The sequence below is a fragment of the Aquipluma nitroreducens genome (assembly GCF_009689585.1).
Lineage (GTDB): Bacteria > Bacteroidota > Bacteroidia > Bacteroidales > Prolixibacteraceae > Aquipluma > Aquipluma nitroreducens.
Map to the genome: position 1 here is coordinate 2130839 of NZ_AP018694.1, position 20618 is coordinate 2151456.

Consider the following 20618-nt stretch of genomic DNA (forward strand, 5'->3'; position numbering starts at 1 on the left):
CCTCAACCAGAAGTTCTATTTCACCGACGATTTCCGAATTACCAACTTTGTATTCAGAATAACTTGGGTGGCTTTTGCCTCCGGATTTTCAACGCAACGGAAGAACAATCGGGCGGCTTCCTGTCCGATCTCAAAAGTCGGGTGTGTAATTGATGTTAATGCAGGATCGACTACGGTTGAATGGAATTCGTCGGTAAAACCAACCAAGGCCACATCTTCCGGAATTCGGAATCCTTGTCGCTTGATTTCTTTCATGGCTGCAAAAGCCACTGTATCGTTTATTCCGAAAATAGCATCGGGGCGTTCGGGTAGGTTCAACAGCTGAGCCGTTGCTTTAATCGCATCTTTCGAACTTAAATTGCATTTTACCAGTAATTCAGGGTGAAATCCAAGTCCACAACTCTTTAATCCTGAAATATATCCCTGTGTTCGCTCCTGAGAAATATTCAAATGGTCTGGACCGGCAATGTAGGCAATCCGCCGGAACCCATTTTTGTAAAAGTGCTTCGTAATTTTTTGTGCTGCATCAACATTATCAACCACCACCGATGGCACTTCGCCGGTTCGGCACACCCTATCGAAAAACACCAATGGAATATTGTTATTGATCAGGCGGTCGAAATGCTCGTAGTTTTTTGTTTCCTGACTCAGGCAAACAATCAATCCTTCAACACGGGTTTTCATCAGGTTTTCAACGGCCTTGATTTCCTTTTGTAGGGTTTCGTTCGACGAAGCAATCAGTATGTAATAGCCTTTTTGTTCAGCAATATCTTCAATTCCGGAAATAATCGATGAATAGAAATGGGTTACCAAATCAGGAACGATGACACCAATCATGCGGGTAGCCTGTTTAAGCAAGCCCATCGCTAGTGGATTAGGCGTATAATTCAGCTCTGCTGCCAGTTTCTGAACTTTCCGGGTCACTTCAGGCGAAATGTCGGGATGATTATTCAGCGCCCTTGAAACCGTTGAAATAGAAACTCCGATTTCGCGTGCAATATCTTTTAAAGAAACGTGACTTTTACCTCTTTGCATGATCGATAAAAAAAGCTATTCTCAATTACAAAGCTAGCAGAATATTCAGAAATTTAGTCGTCAGTGATCTGCGCAGTTGCCAAAATCAAGCCATCTGAAAAACGGTCTTTCAACCGTAAGAAATGTTCCTCAGCATATTTTCTAAATGCAAACCTTTGCGCAAACCTTTGCATTGTTTTATTGAATTTAACTGTGTTGAGCGGTTCCTTTTTATACCGATATTTGCATTGGATAATTCAAATCTAAATCCATTATTCATTAAATTACAACACGTTGACAAAGGTTAATCGCCCAACCTAAATTTTTTATTTAACATTTAAATCATAGAAAATGAAAAGAATTGTAGTAGCCGGAGCCGGTGGTTTTATCGGTGGTCACCTGACCAGGAAGTTAAAAGATATGGGAAATGATGTTCGTGCGGTTGATAAAAAACCAATGAACCAATGGTATCAGGTTCACACAGATGTAGACAACCTTGTACTTGATTTGAACAGCAAAGAAAATTGCTATACTGCATTAAACGGATATAACGAAGTATTCAACCTGGCTGCCGACATGGGCGGAATGGGTTTCATCGAAACACACAAAGCTGAATGTATGTTGAGTGTTTTAATCAATACTCACCTGTTGATGGCCGCTAAAGATTTAGGCATCGACCGTTTCTTCTATGCTTCATCTGCTTGTGTTTATAATGGCGACAAACAACAGGAAACTGACAATCCGGGGTTGAAAGAATCTGATGCTTACCCAGCTCAGTCGGAAGACGGATACGGATGGGAAAAACTGTTCTCAGAACGCATGTGCCGTCATTTCCGCGAAGATTACGGAGTGAATACCCGTGTAGCCCGTTTCCACAACGTTTACGGACCTCACGGAACCTGGGCTGGTGGCCGCGAAAAAGCGCCTGCAGCCATGTGCCGCAAAGTATTGGAAGCCGAATTGTACGGAAAAGATGAAATCAACATTTGGGGCGACGGCGAACAAACCCGTAGTTTCATGTACATCACCGATTGTGTTGAAGGTATCATCAAAATCATGTACAGCGACATTATTGAACCAATGAACCTGGGAAGCAGCGAAATGGTTTCAATCAACGAATTGGTTGACATCGTTGAAAAAATCGGAAACATTAAACTGAAAAGGACTTACGATCTGGATGCCCCTAAAGGTGTTCGTGGCCGTAACAGCGATAATACCATGATTCTTGATCTTTTGAAATGGGAACCAACTTTACCTCTTGCAAAAGGGATGAAAGAAACTTACGACTGGATTAAAGAACAGATGATCAGCGGAAACAACAAACATAATTAAGCAAATATTGGCTATTCGCTCTGAGTGGATAGCCAATATTGTCTTGACCAGGCTTGCAACAGTTTTTCAATTTTTCGATCCTTTTTATTGGTTTTCAGGAGAATTGAAAAGCTGTTTGTTCTGGAAATAAAATAACAAAATAACTTATGAGCGATAAAAAAGTATTGGTCAGTGGCTGTTACGATCTGCTGCATGCCGGACACGTTGCCTTTTTTAAAACGGCATCGCAATACGGTAAACTTTATGTCAGTGTTGGCCAAGACGAAAACTTATTCAGGTTGAAAGGTAAAAAGCCTTATTTTTCGCAGGAAGAGCGGGTTTACATGGTTGGTGCAGTAAAATATGTAACCGAAGCATTTGTTTCAACAGGAATGGGAATGCTCGATTTTGAGGAAGACATGAAACGCCTGAAACCTGACCTGTTTATTGTGAATACTGACGGCTTTACCGAAGGAAAAGCACGGATATGCAAGGAGAATAATGTTGAATTAGTTGTTTTGGAGCGTATTCCTGAAGAAGGATTGCCTGCACGTTCAAGTTCAAGTTCTAAAAAAGAGCTTCAATTTCCTTACCGAGTTTGTCTTGCCGGAGGTTGGATGGATCAACCTTGGGTTTCCAAAGTTCATCCCGGTTCGGTAGTTGTTGCCCAAATCTGGCCAACCATCGAGTTCAACGATCGCTCCGGAATGGCCACCAGCTCACGTAAAATTGCCCATGAAATTTGGGGCGGGAAAATTCCTGAAGGTGATCAGGTCCGCAATGCCCAACTTCTGTTTGGAGCCGAAAATCCTCCCGGGAGCCAATACATTTCAGGATCGCAAGATCAACTGGGCATTTTGGTTCCGGGAATCAGCCGGCTTGATTATGATGGCGAATACTGGCCTGCGAACATTGAAAACACCTTCGACAAAGAAACCTGCGAATGGCTATCGAATGTTTTGCATTTAATTCCGATGTCTCCCCGTCCAAACGGATACGATCCGTTGGTCGATCAAAACCTGAAACCCGAATATGTGAAAGAATTGGGCGATGCCGGCCTGAAATGTTACGAGGCTATTCTCTCAAAAAATGTTAACTTGCTTGGCGAATCGATGACCGAGACTTTTTATGCCTGGAAGAAAATACTTCCGAATACAGTTCCCGAATGGGTTCTGGACGAAATGGAAAGCAAATACATCGGTAAATATCCGGGTGCAATAACTTCAGGTTGTGGTGGCGGATATGCCGTTGTTGCTTCGGAAGAAGCCATCGAAGGCGCATTAAAAATTAAAGTTCGTTTTTAAAGAAGTTTGGAGTGAACTAAAGTGTCTAGAATGCCTAAAGTTAAATGAAAAGCAGTATCCCTGTTTTTTATTCCAGGCACTCCGAACTCCAGACACTTTAGGCACTTTTATTTACTTTGCCACTTTTTAAAACTATACGTTATGAGCAACAAACATTGCCTGATTATGGCCGGTGGATCTGGAACCCGTTTTTGGCCAAGAAGCCGCAAGGCAAATCCCAAACAATTTCTGACGATCTTCGGAAACGAGTCGCTGATTCAGGCGACCATCAGCCGTTTTGCCAATTTCATTCCTGATGAAAGTATATACGTCGTTTCAAACAAAGGGCAAAAAGAGATTCTGGAACAACAAACTTCGAGGCTTCCAAAAGAAAATCTGATTTACGAACCGGTTGGTAAAAATACGCTTCCGGCAATCGGATTGGCAGCGTTGTTTATTGCCAAAAACGATCCTGACGGAATCATGATTGTTTCGCCAGCCGACCACCTGACACAAAACGATCAGCTTTTTCAGGAAACCATTGAATCGGCAGCAAAAATAGCCGAAGAAAAAAATGGGATCGTGACCATCGGAATTACCCCGAACGCACCTGCAACAGGCTATGGTTACATCGAAATTGGCAATGAAATCAAAATTGGCCAGACCATCAAATCGTTTGCAGTCAATCGTTTCGTGGAAAAGCCAAATCTGGCAACTGCTCAGTCTTATGTCGACTCCGGAAAATTCTTCTGGAATGCCGGAATTTTTGTGTTCAAAGTTTCTGTTTTTCTGGAAGCCGTTCAGAAATACGCTCCAAATCTGTATGCCGACCTACAAAAAATCGCGGAAACCATCGGGACAGCAAATTACGGGCAGGTCCTTGACAAAATTTATAATCAAGTCGATTCCATTTCGATTGACTACGGCATCATGGAAAAAGCAGATAACGTTTTCCTGGTGCAGGGCGATTTTGTTTGGAACGATCTGGGGAGCTGGGAAGAAGTTTACAAATACGATCCGCAGAAAGACGAAAATCAGAATGCACACGTTGGCGAGGTCATTTTTCAGGATACCAAAAATTCATACGTGTATGCTCCGGGCAGTTTAGTCGCTGTTGTCGGGATGGACGATGTGATTGTGGTGAAGGACGGCGATACCATTTTGGTTTGCAAACGAGATCAGGCCGAAGAAATCAAAGGCGTCGTCGGAGAAATCACGAAACGAAAACTGGATCAGTACTTGTAAATAGCTCGTTTTACTGTATCTGTTGAAATAAAATTAACATACATTCTCTTTATCGATATCGACTCTTCTTTTCAGGGGAGTTTAGTGATGCCTTTTATTAAACCTAAGTTAAAAATTGAATTGAAATCCAACTCTAAAACTATGAAAACTAACGTATTCAAAAAAATCAGGCTAACAAGTTTGCTTTTTATTGTACTCGGAATATCAGTTTCAGCACAACCGAAAAAAGCGCTTCCAACCAAGTTTACAACTACCGATGAATCGTTCAAAGAGTATCAATATCCCGAATGGTTTCGCGATGCCAAATTTGGAATCTGGGCACATTGGGGACCACAGGCAGTTCCACGCCAGGGAGACTGGTATGCCCGGAACATGTATTTTCAATCAGGAAATCCTTGGGAAACAAGATATTACGATTATCATGTAAAAACCTACGGACACCCATCGAAATTCGGTTACAAAGACATTATCCCGCTTTGGAAAGCCGAACGCTGGGATCCTGAAAAACTGATGGCTTTGTATAAAAAAGTAGGCGCCAAATATTTTGTCAGTATGGGAACCCACCACGACAATTTCTTCCTGTGGAACTCGAAACTTCATAAATGGAACTCTGTGAATATGGGACCTAAGAAAGATGTGGTTGGCCTGTGGCAAAAAGCTGCCAAAAAAGAAGGTTTGCGCTTTGGTGTTTCTGAACATCTGGGCGCCAGTTACACTTGGTTTCAGGCAGCCCGTGGTGCTGACAAAACCGGTCCGATGGCCGGTGTGCCTTACGATGGGAACGACGAACAATATGCCGATTTATACCACAAAAAGACTGCCCCGGACGATAAAGACTGGCTAACAAAAGATCCTGAAAACCAGAAAGACTGGTTGGCCAAAATCACCGAACTGATTGACATGTACCATCCTGATTTGCTTTATTCGGACAGCGAATTGCCTTTTGGCGAAGTTGGACGAACCATGCTAGCGCATTACTACAATCAGGATATGGCCCAAAACGGGGGAAAATTGAATGCGGTTTACACAGCAAAATTACGCGCATCGGAAGGCCGTTGGGTTCAGGATGTTGAGCGCGGGGCGCTGGATTCAATCAGCCCTTACCCGTGGCAAACCGACACCTCTATTGGCGACTGGTATTACCGTACTGGACAGAAATACATGACCGGAACGGAAGTCATCCAGATGTTGGTTGATATTGTCAGCAAAAATGGCAATCTGCTCCTCAACGTAGTTCAAACTCCTGAAGGAGACCTTGAACCCGACGTAATGAATATCCTCAACGAAATTGCCCAATGGACACCTGTAAACGGTGAAGCTATTTATGGAACCCGTCCATGGAAGATTTATGGAGAAGGCCCGTCAACCTCAAAAAATCAGGAGAAAGGAACATTTGGAGGAGTGAAAGATGTGCGCCCATACGATTCGAACGACATTCGTTTCACAACTAAAGGAGAAACACTTTACGCTTTCTGCATGAGCAAGCCATCGGGCGACATTAAAATTACTTCGCTTGGGAAAAATTCAAAAGTGAATGGCAAAGCTGTAGCTTCGGTCAAAATATTGGGTAGCAACGAAAAACTAAACTGGAAACAGGAAGGTGATGCGTTAGTCATTAATAAGCCAGCCCAATTACCCGAATGGCAGGTTGCAACGCTTAAGATTGAGTTTAAGAAATAAGACAAAATGCTCTTAAAACGACTCAGCGGGTGACTTGAAGTCACCCGCTGAGTTTGCTTTACGGCTGTTATTTGTTCTTCTTATTTGCTAAATTTCGCTACGCCAATCATTTGCTTTCCTGAAATCATTCGGCACAAATAAGTTCCTTTACGAAGCGAATTCACATTCAGGCTAATTTGCTGTCCAGATTCAACGCCCGACAAATTATGCACTAATACCACTCTTCCTGAAATATCGCAAATTTCGATCTGCAATTCTTTCAAACTGCTTCCTGAATATTGAATATTCAGTACGTCAGTCACCGGATTTGGGAAAAGTTTAGTCGAGGCAATAACCTGATCAGTAGTCAGATAAGTAGCAAGCGACCTCAGCGAAATATTCTCGGTATAAACCACATTTCCTGAAGCATCTTTCAGTATCAGGTTAGTTTGGCTGGTTCCGCAGTTGATTGAATTCAATGGAATACTGTCGCTTCTGACAAGGGTTCCATCGCAAAGCCGCCATTCAACCGTGTAATTCTTATCGATCAGGTCGTACTGAACCTGCCAGTTGTCGCGGGCACCAGTAATGTACCAGTTAATCGGTACTTCGGTAACCGTTCCATCCGAGTTAAAAATAAATGTTCCTGAAACGATGGTTCCATCCGGAGTTAAGGCTTTTACAGAATAGCTTTGAGTTGGGCAAAGTCCTTTTACTTCCTGACCTTCGATGCCGTTTGACCAAACGTAATGGCTGGCATTGATGACAGAATCTTTCAGGTAAACCTGGGCCATGGCATACCCGGCACACGACGACATTTGTGGCGGAAAACTCGATTTATAGCGCATGGCGTACACATTAACATCAGGTCTTTCTGAATAAACAGTGTCAACTTTTGGTTCAGTCACATAAATTACTTCGCACCAGGTACTGGAGCAACTATCGGCAGTATAAATGGTCAGACAAACTTTTTGGGTAGGTTTCTGAAAATTGAAACTGACTAAAGGCTCGGCTTCGGTACTGGTCGTGCCATCTTCGAATTGCCAGATACGGCTTACCACTTTGCCTTCCGAGGCATCGACCAATTTATATGGAATGACTTCAGGAATGCTAATTACGTCAGTTGGCCGGTAGTATTTAAACCATGCATGACAGTTGGCCGACGGTTCAACCGGAGGAGTGGTATTCATGTAAATATTGATGGTTTCGCAATAGGAAGCGATGCAACCTGAAGAAGTCTTTACCGTGAGGCAAACTTTCCGGAACGGATTTGGATCGGCAAGCGGATCGATGTTAAGCGGAAAGTTAAAGATATGCGTTGGATTAGCTTCACTGCTCGTTTCTCCATCGCCAAAATCCCATTTCCATTCAGTAGCTTCCGGAGTCGCTTTCGAATAGAAATCTAATACCAAGGCTGGAACCAGGGTTTTAATGTCGTAATTTGCCGTATAACCAAACCCAGTATAACATTTGGCTGGTTCAACAATTGGGATATTTGGATCAACAATAGATACTGCATCACAGAATGTATCCATGCATTTATTCTTTCCTGAAACAGTTAAGCAAACTTTTCGCTCTTTTTGCTGGAGATCGAAAGTCACAGTTGGCTCTCTTTCTGTGCTCGTCTTTCCATTGTCGAACTGCCAGGAGTATGTCAGGGAATCACCTTCAGAAAGGTTTGTCAACTGAAAAGAAGCAGTTCCACCCTCTGCATCATAAGCCGTTTGATAATACTTAAATCTGGCTTGACAAGCTGGAGCTTCGTAAATAGTTCCATCCATAATGTTAATCGTTTCGGAATAGAAGCTTTTACATTCATCCGAAGTCAAAACTGTCAGGCTCACAGTACGGTATGGACTCATTTTTACGATTGTGCCACCTTGCGGATGGTTAAAAATAAACATCGGGTTTTGTTCACGACTGGTATTTCCATCGCCAAAATCCCAATACCATTCTTTAACTAACCCTTCAGACCTATCGTAAAAATTAATAGCTGTTGCTGGCAAAAGCGTCATGATCTGGGTATTCACTGCATATTTAAATTGTGCCTTGCAATTGCCATTGGTGATGCTGGTTTGTGCGCTTGTCATCAAGCCAAATAGCATCAATGTAAAAAGTAAAAGTTTTCTCATAGGTGCGGTTTTTGAACAATGGTAATGACTAGACGGGACATTCTCGTAAAAGGTTGCGTAATAATGGGAAAGAGCAAAGGGCATAGAACAAAGATTTGGAAACGCGAAGAACGGGAAAGATTTGGGATGCAGAATTTTCAACTACTTTTACTGACTCTCATCAAACTCATTCAGAAATGAAACAGTATATCGCACAGATTGCTTTGGTGGTGGCTGACTATGATGAAGCCATTGAATTTTACATCCAAAAATTGCATTTCAGACTAATTGAAGACACGGTTATGAGCGAAACCAAACGTTGGGTAAGGATTGCACCTCCCAGCTCGTCAGAATGTAGTCTTTTACTCGCGAAAGCTGTCACCGACGAACAAACAATCCGAGTGGGGAACCAAACAGGAGGAAGGGTTTTCCTATTTCTGAATACCGAAAATTTCAAGCGTGATTATCAAAATTTACTGGATCAGAATGTCCAAATTGTACGCAAACCTTTGGTAGAACCTTATGGTACAGTAGCCGTTTTTGCCGACCTGTATGGAAATCTCTGGGATTTGATAGAACCATCCTGTAAATGAACACTTTCCGGAATCTCAGTTTCGGATAATAAAACAGGAAGTCAGGGAATGACCAGATTCAATGGTTTTTTTGACACTCCTATTTTACGAAATATTAGCTAAAGCCGTGATTAAATGAGCATTTCGAATGATCAATACATGGTTAAAACCAGAAATATTTCAAAACACTAAATTAAAAGTGTACATTTGGGAAAAATACTGACTTGGGAATTAATGCAATTATTTGCATTTTTATACGGAAATTACATTTGTACATAAAATTAAATTGAAACATGAGTAGATCACAAGAATCGTTCAACAAAAAAGAAGTAAGAAATAAGAAAGAGAAAAAGAGAAAAGAAAAAGAAATGAAAAAGCAGACCCGGAAAGATAGCGATAAGGGTAGCTTTGACGATATGATAGCCTATGTTGACGAAAATGGGATGATCACTTCAACTCCTCCGGATCCTTCCCTAAAAAAAGTAATTAATCTCGAAGATATTGAAATCAGCATTCCAAAGAGCGATCCAAATCAAATAATCGATCCGATCAGGAAAGGTTCTGTGACTTTCTTCAACACTTCAAAAGGGTTCGGATTCATCCGCGATTTAGAAACTCAGGAAAGCGTTTTTGTGCACGTAAATAATCTTCTCGAAGACATTAAAGAAGGAAACCTTGTGAATTACGAAGTAGAAATGGGACAAAAAGGGCCAACTGCAGTTCAGGTAAAACTTTTTAAAGAACCAAAACCAGTTGCAGTTCCAACAGTAGTTCCGCCAACACAAAACTTACCAGAATAATTTAACTTATTGCCGGAAGCAAAGCTATTCAGCCTGACGTGGGCTGAGTAGAACCTTTTCGGTTTTCCCTAATTTGCCGGATTTCACTTCAACCAAATAAAATCCACTTCGCAAATCGCTCGTTGCTATTTTGGTATCGGTTCCGAATAATTCGCAGTTTTTCACAATCCGGCCACTCAAATCCACAATTCGGATTTTTCCTTTTCCTGAATTTTCAGGTAGTAATATCCTGATACTTTTTGATTCATTTTCAGGAATTATCTGAATGTCTGCGATTTCAGAAACATGCAGAACTGCATCGACTAGATCTGACTTGGCAATTAACCATTTGTCGGGATCGAACTCTATCCGATCAACTTTGGTATCTGAAATTACAAATTCCTGATTTTGGCTCGTGTTGTATAAACGCAAATCGGAATATGTTCCGTCTTTCCAAATCCGGACCGGAATGTGCATCTCGAAAAACCCCACCGACGAATTCGAAGAAGACTGGCTGATCCGTAGCTTTTGCTTCCCGGAATCGCCATAATCAGTGTAATAAGTGAGCCGGTAAATTGGATATCCTTCGCCGTAGTACCAGTCTTTAAAAAATTCGGTGAAAGAAGTATCTGCAACAGCTTCCATATGCGCTACAAATTTTTCCTGACTAGCAAATCCATTGGCAATTTCAGGATCTTTCAGATAATTTTTCAGCCCTTTGAAAAACAATGAATCGCCAATTTCCCAACGAAGCATATGCAGCAAATAAGCTCCTTTTGAATACGATAATCGGCCATTGAAAATCCGGTTGACATCAGTGGTATCGGCCACATACACCGAACCATCCGGCGAAGAAGTAATCCTACTGACTTGAATATTCTTCCAATTCTGCCAATATTGGCCATTCAGCAGATTTTCGTATGTCAATCCGGTTAGGTATGTTGCAAAACCTTCGTTTAGCCAGATGTCGTACCAGCTAGCTAATGTAATGTAATCGCCAAACCATTGATGGGCCATTTCGTGAGCCACCAGTTCAAAATCCAGGTTAGTCATGAAACTCATGGTCTGATGTTCCATTCCTCCGCCCCATCCAAATTGCGCATGTCCGTATTTTTCGCTGGCAAATGGGTAGGTCATAAACTTCCTATTGTAAAATGACAGAATATTAAGAATGTCAGCCGATTTGCTTTTTGCAGTGGTCAGGTATTCCGGATAAACGTAATTGAGAACTTCAATTTTTTCCCCATTCGCCAAATCGAGGAAGTCAGAATAAGTTTCGTAATTCGTAACCGCAATTCCAACCAAATAAGTCGCTATTGGGTACCGGTGCGACCAATGAGCCGTGCGATTTTGTCCTGATACTTTATCTTCAACCAATTTTCCGTTGCTGGCTGCCTTATATTGCTGTGGACAAGTGATGTAAACATCTACCGAATCAATTTTATCACTCAAACTCTCCTTGCAAGGCCACCAATCCTTTGCGCCATAAGGTTCTGATAATGTCCAGATAATTGGGTTATTATTGTGCGTTGAAGATACAAAAGAACCCATTCCATTCTGACGAGGCGCTCCGTGATAAAAAATCCCAACCGAACCAATCGAGTTTTTAACAGCCAACGAAAGCAAAACAACACTCACTTTATTTGCTGAATGCTCAAAAACAATCTTCTTCTGGTTGTACTGAACCGAGTCAACAATCATCACATCATTCAAATCAAACAAAACCTGTGCGACATCGTCCTTCAGAAATTTTACAGAAGAAAAAACCGAACCCGAAATGTAATTTACCGCCGGATCGACCGTAAAATTCAGTCGCTGATAAATCACATCAGTAGATGAATAATCAGCTGATTCGGCATAACCGGCCGACTTCTGATAAACCAGCCTGTCGTTGAATGCTGCTTTATCATTGAAGTTTGGATCGGGAGCCTGCGCACGACCAAAATGGAATGCTAAAATCAAAAACAGGAAGATTAATTTCTTCATTGTTCAAAAATCATTACCAATCAACGAATGTACAAAATTAACCTTCAGGCATTAATCACTTCAAAAATAAAAGCCGGACAAACTGAAATTCAGTCTGTCCGGCCAATGTTCTGTTTTCTGTACCTATTTCTATTCTGCTTTTATCTCTGGCGAAAATACATCACGATTATGTGAAACGATGTCAAAAAGAAATAACAAACCAAAAAGAATCTGAATTTTTGTTAATCAGGTTAAATCTAGCTTCATCTTGGGAAATAGATGCCTATCTAAATCCATGTTTCGAAAAATGTTTGCTACCTTACATGTGAATTTTAATACCCCCAAAATGGCAAAGAATAAAAAACATAAAATAGAAAAACTGGTTGAAACATTTAACAAGCCAAAACTTAAAAATGCTATCCTTACTTTATTTCTGGATAACCCCGAACGGACCTATAACTACAAACAAATAGCTGAACTTCTTAAAATTAAAGATCAGGAAATTACCAAACTGGTTTTCGTGGTGTTGGAAGAATTGACTGAAACCAAGAACCTTTATAGCGTTCAGCGTGGGAAATACAAACTGCAATCGCGTAGTGGAGCTGTTTTGGGAAAAGTTGAGATACAACCTCAAGGCTATGCCTATATTGTCTCGGAAGAGTTTGATAAGCCAATTTTGGTATCGAACCGAAACCTGAACCATGCCATGGAAGGCGACAAAGTTAAGGTTCAGTTATTCGCTATCCGCAAAAAACAACAGGTTGAAGGCGAAGTCGTTGAAATTGTTGAGCGTGCCAAATCAACTTTTGTCGGAACCATTTCCAAATCGAACAATTATGCCTTTTTCATCCCTTCAGGAAAAACCGGGTTCGATTTATTTATCCCGAACGAAAAGCTGAATGGCGCCAAAGACGGACAAAAGGCCATTGCCAAAATCACCGAATGGCCAGCCCGAGCCAAAAATCCGTTTGGCGAAATTATTGAGGTACTGGGGAATGTTGGCGACAACAATACCGAAATGCATGCTATTCTGGCTGAATACGACTTGCCTTTGCGGTTTCCTGATAATGTGCTGAAAGCAGCAGAAAAGATACCCGATGAAATTCCGGAAGAAGAAATCCGCCGCCGCCGCGACATGCGCGGTGTAACAACATTTACAATCGACCCGAAAGATGCCAAGGATTTTGACGATGCATTATCAATCCAAAAACTCGAAAATGGCTTCTGGGAAATTGGTGTTCATATTGCCGACGTTTCGTATTATGTAACTCCCGGCACAATCCTCGATGAAGAAGCCTACTCACGCGCCACATCGGTTTATTTGGTCGATCGGGTTGTACCTATGCTTCCCGAAAAATTATCGAACGGTGTTTGTTCCCTTCGCCCGAATGAAGATAAACTTTGCTTTTCGGCTATTTTCCAACTGAACGATGATTCAGAAATTCAGCATCAATGGTTTGGCCGTACGGTGATTCATTCCGACAAACGATTTGCCTACGAAGATGCACAGGCCATTATCGAAAGCGGCGAGGGCGAACTCAAAGACGAAGTGCTTACAATGAACCGGCTGGCAATTAAGCTTCGCGAAGCCCGTTTCAAGCACGGATCGATAGCCTTTGAACGGGTCGAAGTCAAATTCGAAATTGACGAAAATGGCAAACCTCTTTCGGTGTATTTCAAAGAAGCAAAAGAAAGTAACCAGTTGGTCGAAGAATTTATGCTCCTGGCCAACAAAAGGGTCGCCGAATTCATTGGCAAAACTGACGACAAAAGAGCAGCAAAAACATTTGTTTACCGTATTCACGACAAACCGGATCCGGAAAAACTGATGAATTTCAATCATTTCATCCATAAATTTGGGTACATATTGCAGTTGGGTACTCCAGGGCAAATTTCAAAATCGATGAACCTGCTGATGACCAATGTGAAAGGGAAAAATGAGCAAAACGTAATTGAAACGCTGGCGATCCGCACCATGGCCAAAGCCGTATATTCAACCCGAAACATTGGGCACTACGGACTTTCTTTCGAGTATTACACCCATTTCACTTCTCCCATCCGGCGCTATCCCGATGTGATGGTACATCGCCTGCTCGAACGTTATCTCGCAGGTGGAAAAACAGCCAATTCACAGAAATACGAAGACATGTGCAAGCACTCGTCTGACATGGAGAACAAAGCTGCGAATGCCGAACGTTCGTCGATCAAGTACAAGCAAGTTGAATTTATGCAGGATAAAATCGGGCAGGAATTTTCAGGAGTCATTTCAGGAGTTACCGATTGGGGAATTTATGTTGAACTCGAAAATAAGTGCGAAGGAATGGTTTCGGTAAGCACGCTCGACGACGATTTCTATATTTTCGACGAAAAGAACTATTGCCTGATCGGGCGCCATGCTCACCGTAAATTCCAGTTGGGCGATGTGGTCCAGGTTGAAATTGCCAGGGCAAATCTGGAGAAGAAACAGCTCGATTTCAGATTAGCCAAAGAAAAAAACAGTGAAGGAACGAAACAGTTTTTTCATCCTGAAAATAAAAAAAAGGGACGAAGATTATAAAAATTAGAAAATGTAGCCTTTCTTTGTGATAATTTGAGTCATTTTTCTGGCTTGAAATAAAACTTATATTTGTTTACTGATTGAATTAATCCTTTAGTTATGGCGATGAACCTTGAAAGTGGGACAAACAAAAAAGATGCAAACCGCGAAAGCATCCTGAAAATTGCCCAGGAAATATTCAGCAAATACGGATACAAAAAAACAACACTCGACGATATCGCTAATGCTGTACGTAAAGGGAAAAGCTCGCTTTACTATTATTTTACCAGTAAAGAAGATCTTTTTCAGGAAGTAATTCAGAAGGAAGTTGATATTTTGCGTAAGGAACTCGAAATCGTTGTCAACCGCAATACCGACCCGGTTGATAAACTGAGAGATTATATTCTTACCAAGTTAACCACATTCCGCGGAATGGCCAATTTCTACAACGCACTAGAAAACGATGTAACTGCCATTGAGTTTATCGAAAACATTAAACATCGCCACCAGCAGGAAGAAATCAGGATGATTAAAAGAATCCTCATCGAAGGTGTTCGCAAAAACATTTTTGAAGTTTACGATCTGACACTTGCCGCTATCGGTATTACTACGGCGATCAAAGGGCTGGAAATGCCCCTGGCTGCCGGCGATTACAGCAAAGTAAACCTCGAACAAAGTGTTGACAACATCGTGAAGATACTCTGTTATGGTGTAATGAAACGGTAAGCTTCACGAATTCGCCTCTTTTCTTAACTTGTATTTCCAAAATTTACCGGATTATATTTTTGGTAAATTGAGTTAACAAATCAAGATAATTTCGTTTTTTACATAAAAACTCCTTATTTTTGCAAGTCAAATTTAACCTGACTTCTCTTTTCGACAAAACAGAAGGAATCTTCCTTCATTTTTGTGACCTAAACTTAATTTATTAAAAACCAACTTTCACATTAGTTGTTCTAGTTAGTAGAATTGACGGTGAACGGTTAAACCCGTATTTCTGGAACAATCTGGGTTCAAATTAAGATTACAGAATTCATCAAATAACAAAAACAATTAATTCAAATTACAGAAAATGAAAAGTTTTAAAGTATTAACAGCATTGGTTTTATGTAGTACAATTCTTTTAAGCAGCTGCTCAACCACCAAAAATTCGACCAAAGGAGGTGTAATTGGTGGAGCTGGCGGAGCCCTTTTAGGTGCTGGAATTGGTGCATTAGTGGGTCATGGGAAAGGTGCTGCTATTGGTGCTGCCGTTGGTGGTGCCGTTGGTGCTGGCACAGGTGTATTGATCGGTAAAAAAATGGATAAACAGAAAGCTGAACTTGAGAAAATTGAAGGCGCAAAAGTTGAAACAGTTACTGACGTAAATAACTTACAGGCTATCAAAGTTACTTTCGACAGCGGTATTTTATTCACCACCGGGAAAAGTGATTTAAATGCTTCGTCAAAAGCAGCGCTTTTAAAATTTGCTGCCTCGTTAAAAGAAACTCCCGAAACGGATATAACGATTTATGGGCATACTGATAATAAAGGTTCACGCGATCTGAATCTTAAATTATCGAATGATCGGGCTGCTTCAGTTTCAAGTTTTCTGAATACCAATGGAATTCTGAAAGAACGCATGACAACCGAAGGAAAAGCCTTTGACGAACCTGTTGCCGATAACGCTACCGAAGCCGGAAGAGCTCAAAACCGTCGCGTTGAAATTTACATTACAGCCAACAAGCAAATGATTGATCAGGCACAGCAAGGAACACTGAAATAAAAAATTTCCATTCGCAATGAATATTGAGGAGAGTCAACCGATTGACTCTCCTTTGTTTTTTTGATAAATTATCTTTCGGATCGAAATCCTTTTCATTTGAATAAAACTTCGCTCCTTGAAGCTCAAACATAAATTAACAGTGTATGTTACCCAATATTTTCAGGAATTTGTAAGTTTGTACGGAATATACAACTATGAAGCAAACTGGTTTTGACACAAACGAAAATCTGCGACAGATTTCATCCTATCCAACTCGAATGAGCTATTTCAAACTGAAAAGCATTGTACCTCTTTTATTTGGCGTCTCCCTTTTTTACCTGATATTTTATACGTCGTGTGCTAACATTGGAAGTCCATCGGGTGGCCCAAAAGACAGCATCCCACCGGTTGTTGTGAAAACAATTCCGGGATTACGTGGAACAAACTTTAAAGGCTCTGATGTTCGCTTAACGTTCGACGAATACATCAATTCTGACGAGATTTCGGAGAAGCTTGTTATTTCGCCACCCATGAAAAAGAAACCGTTAATCAAGATGAAAGGGAAAACCCTTATCGTTGAATTTACGGAACCATTGAAAAAAGAATCGACCTATTCTCTCGATTTTAAAGATGCAGTGGCTGATAACAATGAGAAAAACCCAATCAAGGATTTTCGCTTTTCGTTCGCCACGGGGCAACGATATGACAGTTTAAAAGTTGCCGGTTATGTAAAAAATGCCTTCACTCAGGAACCGGTTGAGAAAGCATTGGTTCTACTTCATCGACAAAAAGAATATACCGCATTTATCGATAGCATACCCGATTACATTGGAACAACCGATAAAAATGGATTATTCATGATTGATAATTTAGCTTCTGGTAGTTATCGGCTTTACGCACTTACCGATGCCGACAACAGCAGGACTTATAATTCACATGCCGAATTAATCGCATTTGCCGATTCGCTTATTGTTCCATCGGCCAAATATGTTGCCCGAACCGACACGGTTATACAAGGGACTGATACTCTTCTGGTCACCGGGCATGTTGATTATCTGCCCACTCCACAGTACCTGATGATGTTCGAAGAAGTAAAATTTGATCAGTACCTCGACTCGTATAAGCGGAACCAGGGGAACAAATGTGATTTCTATTTTTCTGAGTCACTGAGTGATTCATTCAAAATTAATTTATTAAAACCTACTCCCACCAAAGACTGGTCGTACATCGAATCGAATCTGAAACGTGACTCAATCACCGTCTGGTTAACTGACACGGTTTTCAGCAAAAATGATTCGCTTAAATTTGAATTAAAATACCAGGTTTTAGATTCGTTGAACCAACTTGTAATCAAACACGACACCGTTGAACTGATTTATGCCGCTCCGAAAACGCCGAAGGTCAAACGAAAAAAGAATGAGGGTCCTACGATACCTACAATCAATTTAGGAAACAATATCAACACCTCAGCTCACGACATTTACAGACCAATAAGAATTGAAGCACCCGAGCCACTAAGTTCTTTTGACACAACAAAAGTCAGACTTTACTCGTTTGAAGATACAGTAAGGACACAGATTCCGATTGTAGTTAGAAAGGACACCAACTCAGTCCGGAAATTCTACATCGAACATCATTGGGATCCAAATACCAGCTATCTTTTTCAGGTCGATTCGGCTGCAGCATACAACATTTATGGCTACCCGAGTAACAAAATCAACCAGAAATTCAAGACACAAAAAGAAGACTATTACGGAAAGATTATCCTGACTATCTCTGGACTTTCGACCCCGGCAATCGTTCAGCTTTTAGGAAATGACAAGGATGAAAAAATCCTTCAAAAAATTCAGATACTTGAAGATGGAAAAATTGAATTCCCGTATCTGAAACCGGAAAAGTATAAGATAAAGATCATCCTGGATTCGAATAAAAATGGCAAATGGGATACCGGTTATCTGGCAGATGGGATTCAACCCGAAGAGGTTGTTTACTATCCAAAAATCATCAAAGTCCGTTCAAATTTTGAATACAAGGAAACCTGGGATATTAAATACAAACCCGATTATAAAAAAGAACTGATTGACGAAGAACTTGAAAAAGAAAAAGCCCGAAAAAAAGAGCAGGAAAAAAAGAACGGGAAAAAAACCGAATCAGAAGAGAATCCTAACCGGTAGATTTGGGTTCTTCCTTGGCTTATTCTTCGTACTCATTTCTAGTCTTCCAGTTTCAGGGCAGAGCATAGAATACCCGTTCAAAAGTGGTGAATATGCCCGCTACGGAGCATACTACAACTGGCAATTCATCTGGGTTCAGAGTGGCGAAGTTGAATTTAGAGCCGACACCTTGAAATACAAACAACAGGAAGCCTGGCACTTGAAGGCCGTTGGAAAATCGTTAAAAGCTTACGATTTGCTCTTCTGTGTGAGGGATACATTCGAAACATACAGTAACTACACCACCTTCAGACCAATCTATTCGAGCCGGATAATGAACCATGCAAAAGAAAGTTCAGTCCATCGGTATTGGTTCGATTCTGCTTCAAATAAGATTGAAACGGAAATTAAGCAGGATAAAAAGCCTGTTTACCGTGCCAGTTTAACTGCTCCCGACAATACGTATGATTTGCTTGCAACCGCTTACAGCTTCAGAAAATTTGATTTTAACAAACTATTTGTTGGCCAGAAAGTTCCATACCGAATGTTAATCGACAGGCAGGCAGCCGATTTGTTTTTCAGGTATCTTGGCAAAGAGAATGTAAAAACCCGGAACGGGAAAGAGTATCGTTGTCACAAAGTTTCAGTATATTTACTGCAAGGCGATTTTTTTCGTGAAGGTGAATACATGAAAATTTGGTTTACCGATGACAAAAACCACCTTCCGGTACAGGTTGAAACCGAAATTTTAGTGGGTTCGGTTAGAGCACTTTTACTTGAACCCAAATCAATGAAATATCCACTTACGTCACAAATAAAATAAACTATGGCAAGCAGACAACGATTAAAAAAAGAAATTGATTATGTAGTATCAGACCTGATACTCGATTGTTTTACTTTTAACAACCTACAGCAAAAACCCGATGATGAAGCTGTTCTTCAGATTGTTCAGGAAACACTGACTCTAAGAAATTCGCTTCGCTATCAAGTTAATCATCCTGAAAGCAAGGATGTTAAGCAATCGGTAAAAAGCTATTTCGACAACATCGCAAAAGTGTTGATTGATACCGTTGAGGAAAGCTATGTAAAATTAGGCAAGCTAATCAACCCGGATGCTTAACTTTTGATGTCGAAATTTAAATCCAAATTCCCTGAGATATCTTATTCCGATGTTTCAGGGAATTTCATTTAAATGCAACTCAAAGAATTGATTAGAAATTGAAACATCGAACCTTTTGATCAAATACCTTCAGGATTGGCCTTAAATTTGTTACTTTTGCCTTCCTTAAAAACAACACCAAAACTCAATCAGGATGGATGAATTTGGCATAAAAAAGAGAAAATTTTCGTTAGGCGAAACCGACAAAGAAAGAAGAAACAATCTGATCATTATTATATTATCAGTTTTGCTGATTGTCGTAATTTCGGTTTTCGTTTCTCAGCATAACGAAAATAAAAAGATTCTGGCAGCATTAAATATGGAAAAAGCCTCGATTCAAAGCGAATTGAGTACCATGATGGTGAACTACGATTCGATTCATACCAACAATGAAAGTCTTCAAACTGAATTGTCAGGCGCTCAAACCAAAGTGAAGGATTTACTTCAGGAAGTTGAGCAAATTAAAAAGGTAAGCTACGGGCAAATCGAGCAATATCGTCTGCAAGTTACCACCATGCGGAACATCATGAAGAACTACATCATTCAGGTTGATTCGCTGAACCGGAGGAATGAAATGCTGATGGCAGAAAATGCCCAGGTAAAAGAAAATTATGCCCAGTCTGAAACCAAAAATCAACAGCTCGAAAAAGAAAAACAACACCTTCAGGAAAAAGTAAAAGAAGCCCAATTGCTGGAAGCCACCGAATTGACAGCCGTTGGAATTAATTCGCGCGGTAAAGACGCCGAGAGTGCCCGCCGTGCCGAACAGATTAAAGTAAGCTTTGTATTGAGCAAAAACGTAACCGCTCCCCGCGGAAACAAAATGATATACGTTCGGATACAAAAACCTAATCAGGTATTGTTTCAGGAATCGGCCAACGATTTGTTTCAGTTTGAAGACCTGAAAATTCCGTATTCGGCTAAACGTGAAGTTACCTACGAAGGAAACGCGCTTCCTGTCAACATTTTCTGGGACAACAAAGGTCAGGAATTTTTACCGGGCGAATATACTGTAGATGTGTTTGCCGATGGGAACAACATTGGAACCGCCAAGTTTCTGATGAAACGGTAGCAGTTTGCAGTCACA

The 20618-nt window shown here is 40.9% G+C and carries 16 protein-coding genes; 13 read left to right on the plus strand and 3 right to left on the minus strand.

Annotated elements, in window-relative coordinates:
* Positions 1–15: 15 nt before the first annotated feature.
* On the minus strand, positions 16–1035 hold the full coding sequence (locus AQPE_RS08880) for a LacI family DNA-binding transcriptional regulator (RefSeq protein ID WP_318350707.1): 1020 nt from the start codon (positions 1033–1035) through the stop codon (positions 16–18).
* Positions 1036–1365: 330 nt separating this feature from the next.
* Between AQPE_RS08880 and AQPE_RS08885 the strand changes: the two genes are divergently transcribed.
* The 4 genes from AQPE_RS08885 to AQPE_RS08900 all read left to right on the plus strand — a co-directional run bounded on the left by AQPE_RS08885 (position 1366) and on the right by AQPE_RS08900 (position 6533).
* Entirely contained in the window at positions 1366–2346 is a 981-nt protein-coding gene (locus AQPE_RS08885; RefSeq protein ID WP_318350708.1) for an NAD-dependent epimerase/dehydratase family protein, read from the plus strand.
* Between the two features lie 146 nt (positions 2347–2492).
* Positions 2493–3629, plus strand: a complete 1137-nt coding sequence (locus AQPE_RS08890; protein WP_318350709.1) for an adenylyltransferase/cytidyltransferase family protein — start codon at positions 2493–2495, stop codon at positions 3627–3629.
* A gap of 141 nt (positions 3630–3770) precedes the next feature.
* A complete protein-coding gene (locus AQPE_RS08895) occupies positions 3771–4853 on the plus strand; it encodes a mannose-1-phosphate guanylyltransferase (protein WP_318350710.1) in 1083 nt (360 codons plus the stop codon).
* Positions 4854–4994: 141 nt separating this feature from the next.
* Positions 4995–6533 (plus strand): alpha-L-fucosidase, encoded by a 1539-nt coding sequence (locus AQPE_RS08900; RefSeq protein ID WP_318350711.1) that lies wholly within the window; start codon positions 4995–4997, stop codon positions 6531–6533.
* A gap of 80 nt (positions 6534–6613) precedes the next feature.
* Here the strand turns inward: AQPE_RS08900 and AQPE_RS08905 are convergent, their stop codons facing one another.
* A complete protein-coding gene (locus AQPE_RS08905; RefSeq protein WP_318350712.1) occupies positions 6614–8644 on the minus strand; it encodes a T9SS type A sorting domain-containing protein in 2031 nt (676 codons plus the stop codon).
* Between the two features lie 176 nt (positions 8645–8820).
* Between AQPE_RS08905 and AQPE_RS08910 the strand changes: the two genes are divergently transcribed.
* Positions 8821–9216 (plus strand): VOC family protein, encoded by a 396-nt coding sequence (locus AQPE_RS08910; protein WP_318350713.1) that lies wholly within the window; start codon positions 8821–8823, stop codon positions 9214–9216.
* A gap of 272 nt (positions 9217–9488) precedes the next feature.
* Positions 9489–9995 (plus strand): cold-shock protein, encoded by a 507-nt coding sequence (locus tag AQPE_RS08915; protein WP_318350714.1) that lies wholly within the window; start codon positions 9489–9491, stop codon positions 9993–9995.
* 24 nt (positions 9996–10019) lie between these two features.
* On the opposite strand, the gene AQPE_RS08920 is transcribed toward AQPE_RS08915, so the two are convergent.
* Positions 10020–11960 carry a M1 family aminopeptidase gene (locus AQPE_RS08920; RefSeq protein ID WP_318350715.1) on the minus strand — a complete coding sequence of 647 codons (1941 nt, stop codon included), beginning with the start codon at positions 11958–11960 and terminating at the stop codon, positions 10020–10022.
* A 325-nt stretch (positions 11961–12285) separates the two neighbouring features.
* On the opposite strand from AQPE_RS08920, the gene rnr reads away from it, so the two are divergent.
* The 7 genes from rnr (at position 12286) to AQPE_RS08955 (ending at position 20603) form a co-directional block, all read left to right on the plus strand.
* Positions 12286–14496 (plus strand): ribonuclease R, encoded by a 2211-nt coding sequence (gene rnr, locus AQPE_RS08925; protein WP_318350716.1) that lies wholly within the window; start codon positions 12286–12288, stop codon positions 14494–14496.
* 99 nt (positions 14497–14595) lie between these two features.
* On the plus strand, positions 14596–15201 hold the full coding sequence (locus AQPE_RS08930; RefSeq protein WP_318350717.1) for a TetR/AcrR family transcriptional regulator: 606 nt from the start codon (positions 14596–14598) through the stop codon (positions 15199–15201).
* A 346-nt stretch (positions 15202–15547) separates the two neighbouring features.
* The gene (locus AQPE_RS08935; protein WP_318350718.1) at positions 15548–16240 is read left to right on the plus strand and encodes an OmpA family protein; all 693 of its coding nucleotides are present in this window, start codon (positions 15548–15550) and stop codon (positions 16238–16240) included.
* Between the two features lie 194 nt (positions 16241–16434).
* Positions 16435–18393 carry an Ig-like domain-containing protein gene (locus AQPE_RS08940; protein WP_318350719.1) on the plus strand — a complete coding sequence of 653 codons (1959 nt, stop codon included), beginning with the start codon at positions 16435–16437 and terminating at the stop codon, positions 18391–18393.
* Positions 18311–19195 carry a DUF3108 domain-containing protein gene (locus AQPE_RS08945; protein WP_318350720.1) on the plus strand — a complete coding sequence of 295 codons (885 nt, stop codon included), beginning with the start codon at positions 18311–18313 and terminating at the stop codon, positions 19193–19195. The genes AQPE_RS08940 and AQPE_RS08945 overlap by 83 nt, the downstream gene beginning before the upstream one ends.
* Positions 19196–19198: 3 nt before the next feature.
* The gene (locus AQPE_RS08950; protein WP_318350721.1) at positions 19199–19492 is read left to right on the plus strand and encodes a hypothetical protein; all 294 of its coding nucleotides are present in this window, start codon (positions 19199–19201) and stop codon (positions 19490–19492) included.
* Positions 19493–19685: 193 nt separating this feature from the next.
* Entirely contained in the window at positions 19686–20603 is a 918-nt protein-coding gene (locus tag AQPE_RS08955) for a hypothetical protein (RefSeq protein ID WP_318350722.1), read from the plus strand.
* The last annotated feature ends 15 nt before the right edge of the window (positions 20604–20618 follow it).

Excerpts from the sequence above, each read along its gene's own strand:
- AQPE_RS08940 (WP_318350719.1), top strand. The coding sequence starts at position 16,435 with ATGAAGCAAACTGGTTTTGACACAAACGAAAATCTGCGACAGATTTCA.
- AQPE_RS08890 (WP_318350709.1), top strand. The coding sequence starts at position 2,493 with ATGAGCGATAAAAAAGTATTGGTCAGTGGCTGTTACGATCTGCTGCAT.
- AQPE_RS08910 (WP_318350713.1), top strand. The coding sequence starts at position 8,821 with ATGAAACAGTATATCGCACAGATTGCTTTGGTGGTGGCTGACTATGAT.
- AQPE_RS08930 (WP_318350717.1), top strand. The coding sequence starts at position 14,596 with ATGGCGATGAACCTTGAAAGTGGGACAAACAAAAAAGATGCAAACCGC.
- AQPE_RS08885 (WP_318350708.1), top strand. The coding sequence starts at position 1,366 with ATGAAAAGAATTGTAGTAGCCGGAGCCGGTGGTTTTATCGGTGGTCAC.
- AQPE_RS08920 (WP_318350715.1), bottom strand. The coding sequence starts at position 11,960 with ATGAAGAAATTAATCTTCCTGTTTTTGATTTTAGCATTCCATTTTGGT.
- AQPE_RS08900 (WP_318350711.1), top strand. The coding sequence starts at position 4,995 with ATGAAAACTAACGTATTCAAAAAAATCAGGCTAACAAGTTTGCTTTTT.
- AQPE_RS08895 (WP_318350710.1), top strand. The coding sequence starts at position 3,771 with ATGAGCAACAAACATTGCCTGATTATGGCCGGTGGATCTGGAACCCGT.
- rnr (WP_318350716.1), top strand. The coding sequence starts at position 12,286 with ATGGCAAAGAATAAAAAACATAAAATAGAAAAACTGGTTGAAACATTT.
- AQPE_RS08905 (WP_318350712.1), bottom strand. The coding sequence starts at position 8,644 with ATGAGAAAACTTTTACTTTTTACATTGATGCTATTTGGCTTGATGACA.
- AQPE_RS08880 (WP_318350707.1), bottom strand. The coding sequence starts at position 1,035 with ATGCAAAGAGGTAAAAGTCACGTTTCTTTAAAAGATATTGCACGCGAA.
- AQPE_RS08955 (WP_318350722.1), top strand. The coding sequence starts at position 19,686 with ATGGATGAATTTGGCATAAAAAAGAGAAAATTTTCGTTAGGCGAAACC.
- AQPE_RS08935 (WP_318350718.1), top strand. The coding sequence starts at position 15,548 with ATGAAAAGTTTTAAAGTATTAACAGCATTGGTTTTATGTAGTACAATT.
- AQPE_RS08950 (WP_318350721.1), top strand. The coding sequence starts at position 19,199 with ATGGCAAGCAGACAACGATTAAAAAAAGAAATTGATTATGTAGTATCA.
- AQPE_RS08915 (WP_318350714.1), top strand. The coding sequence starts at position 9,489 with ATGAGTAGATCACAAGAATCGTTCAACAAAAAAGAAGTAAGAAATAAG.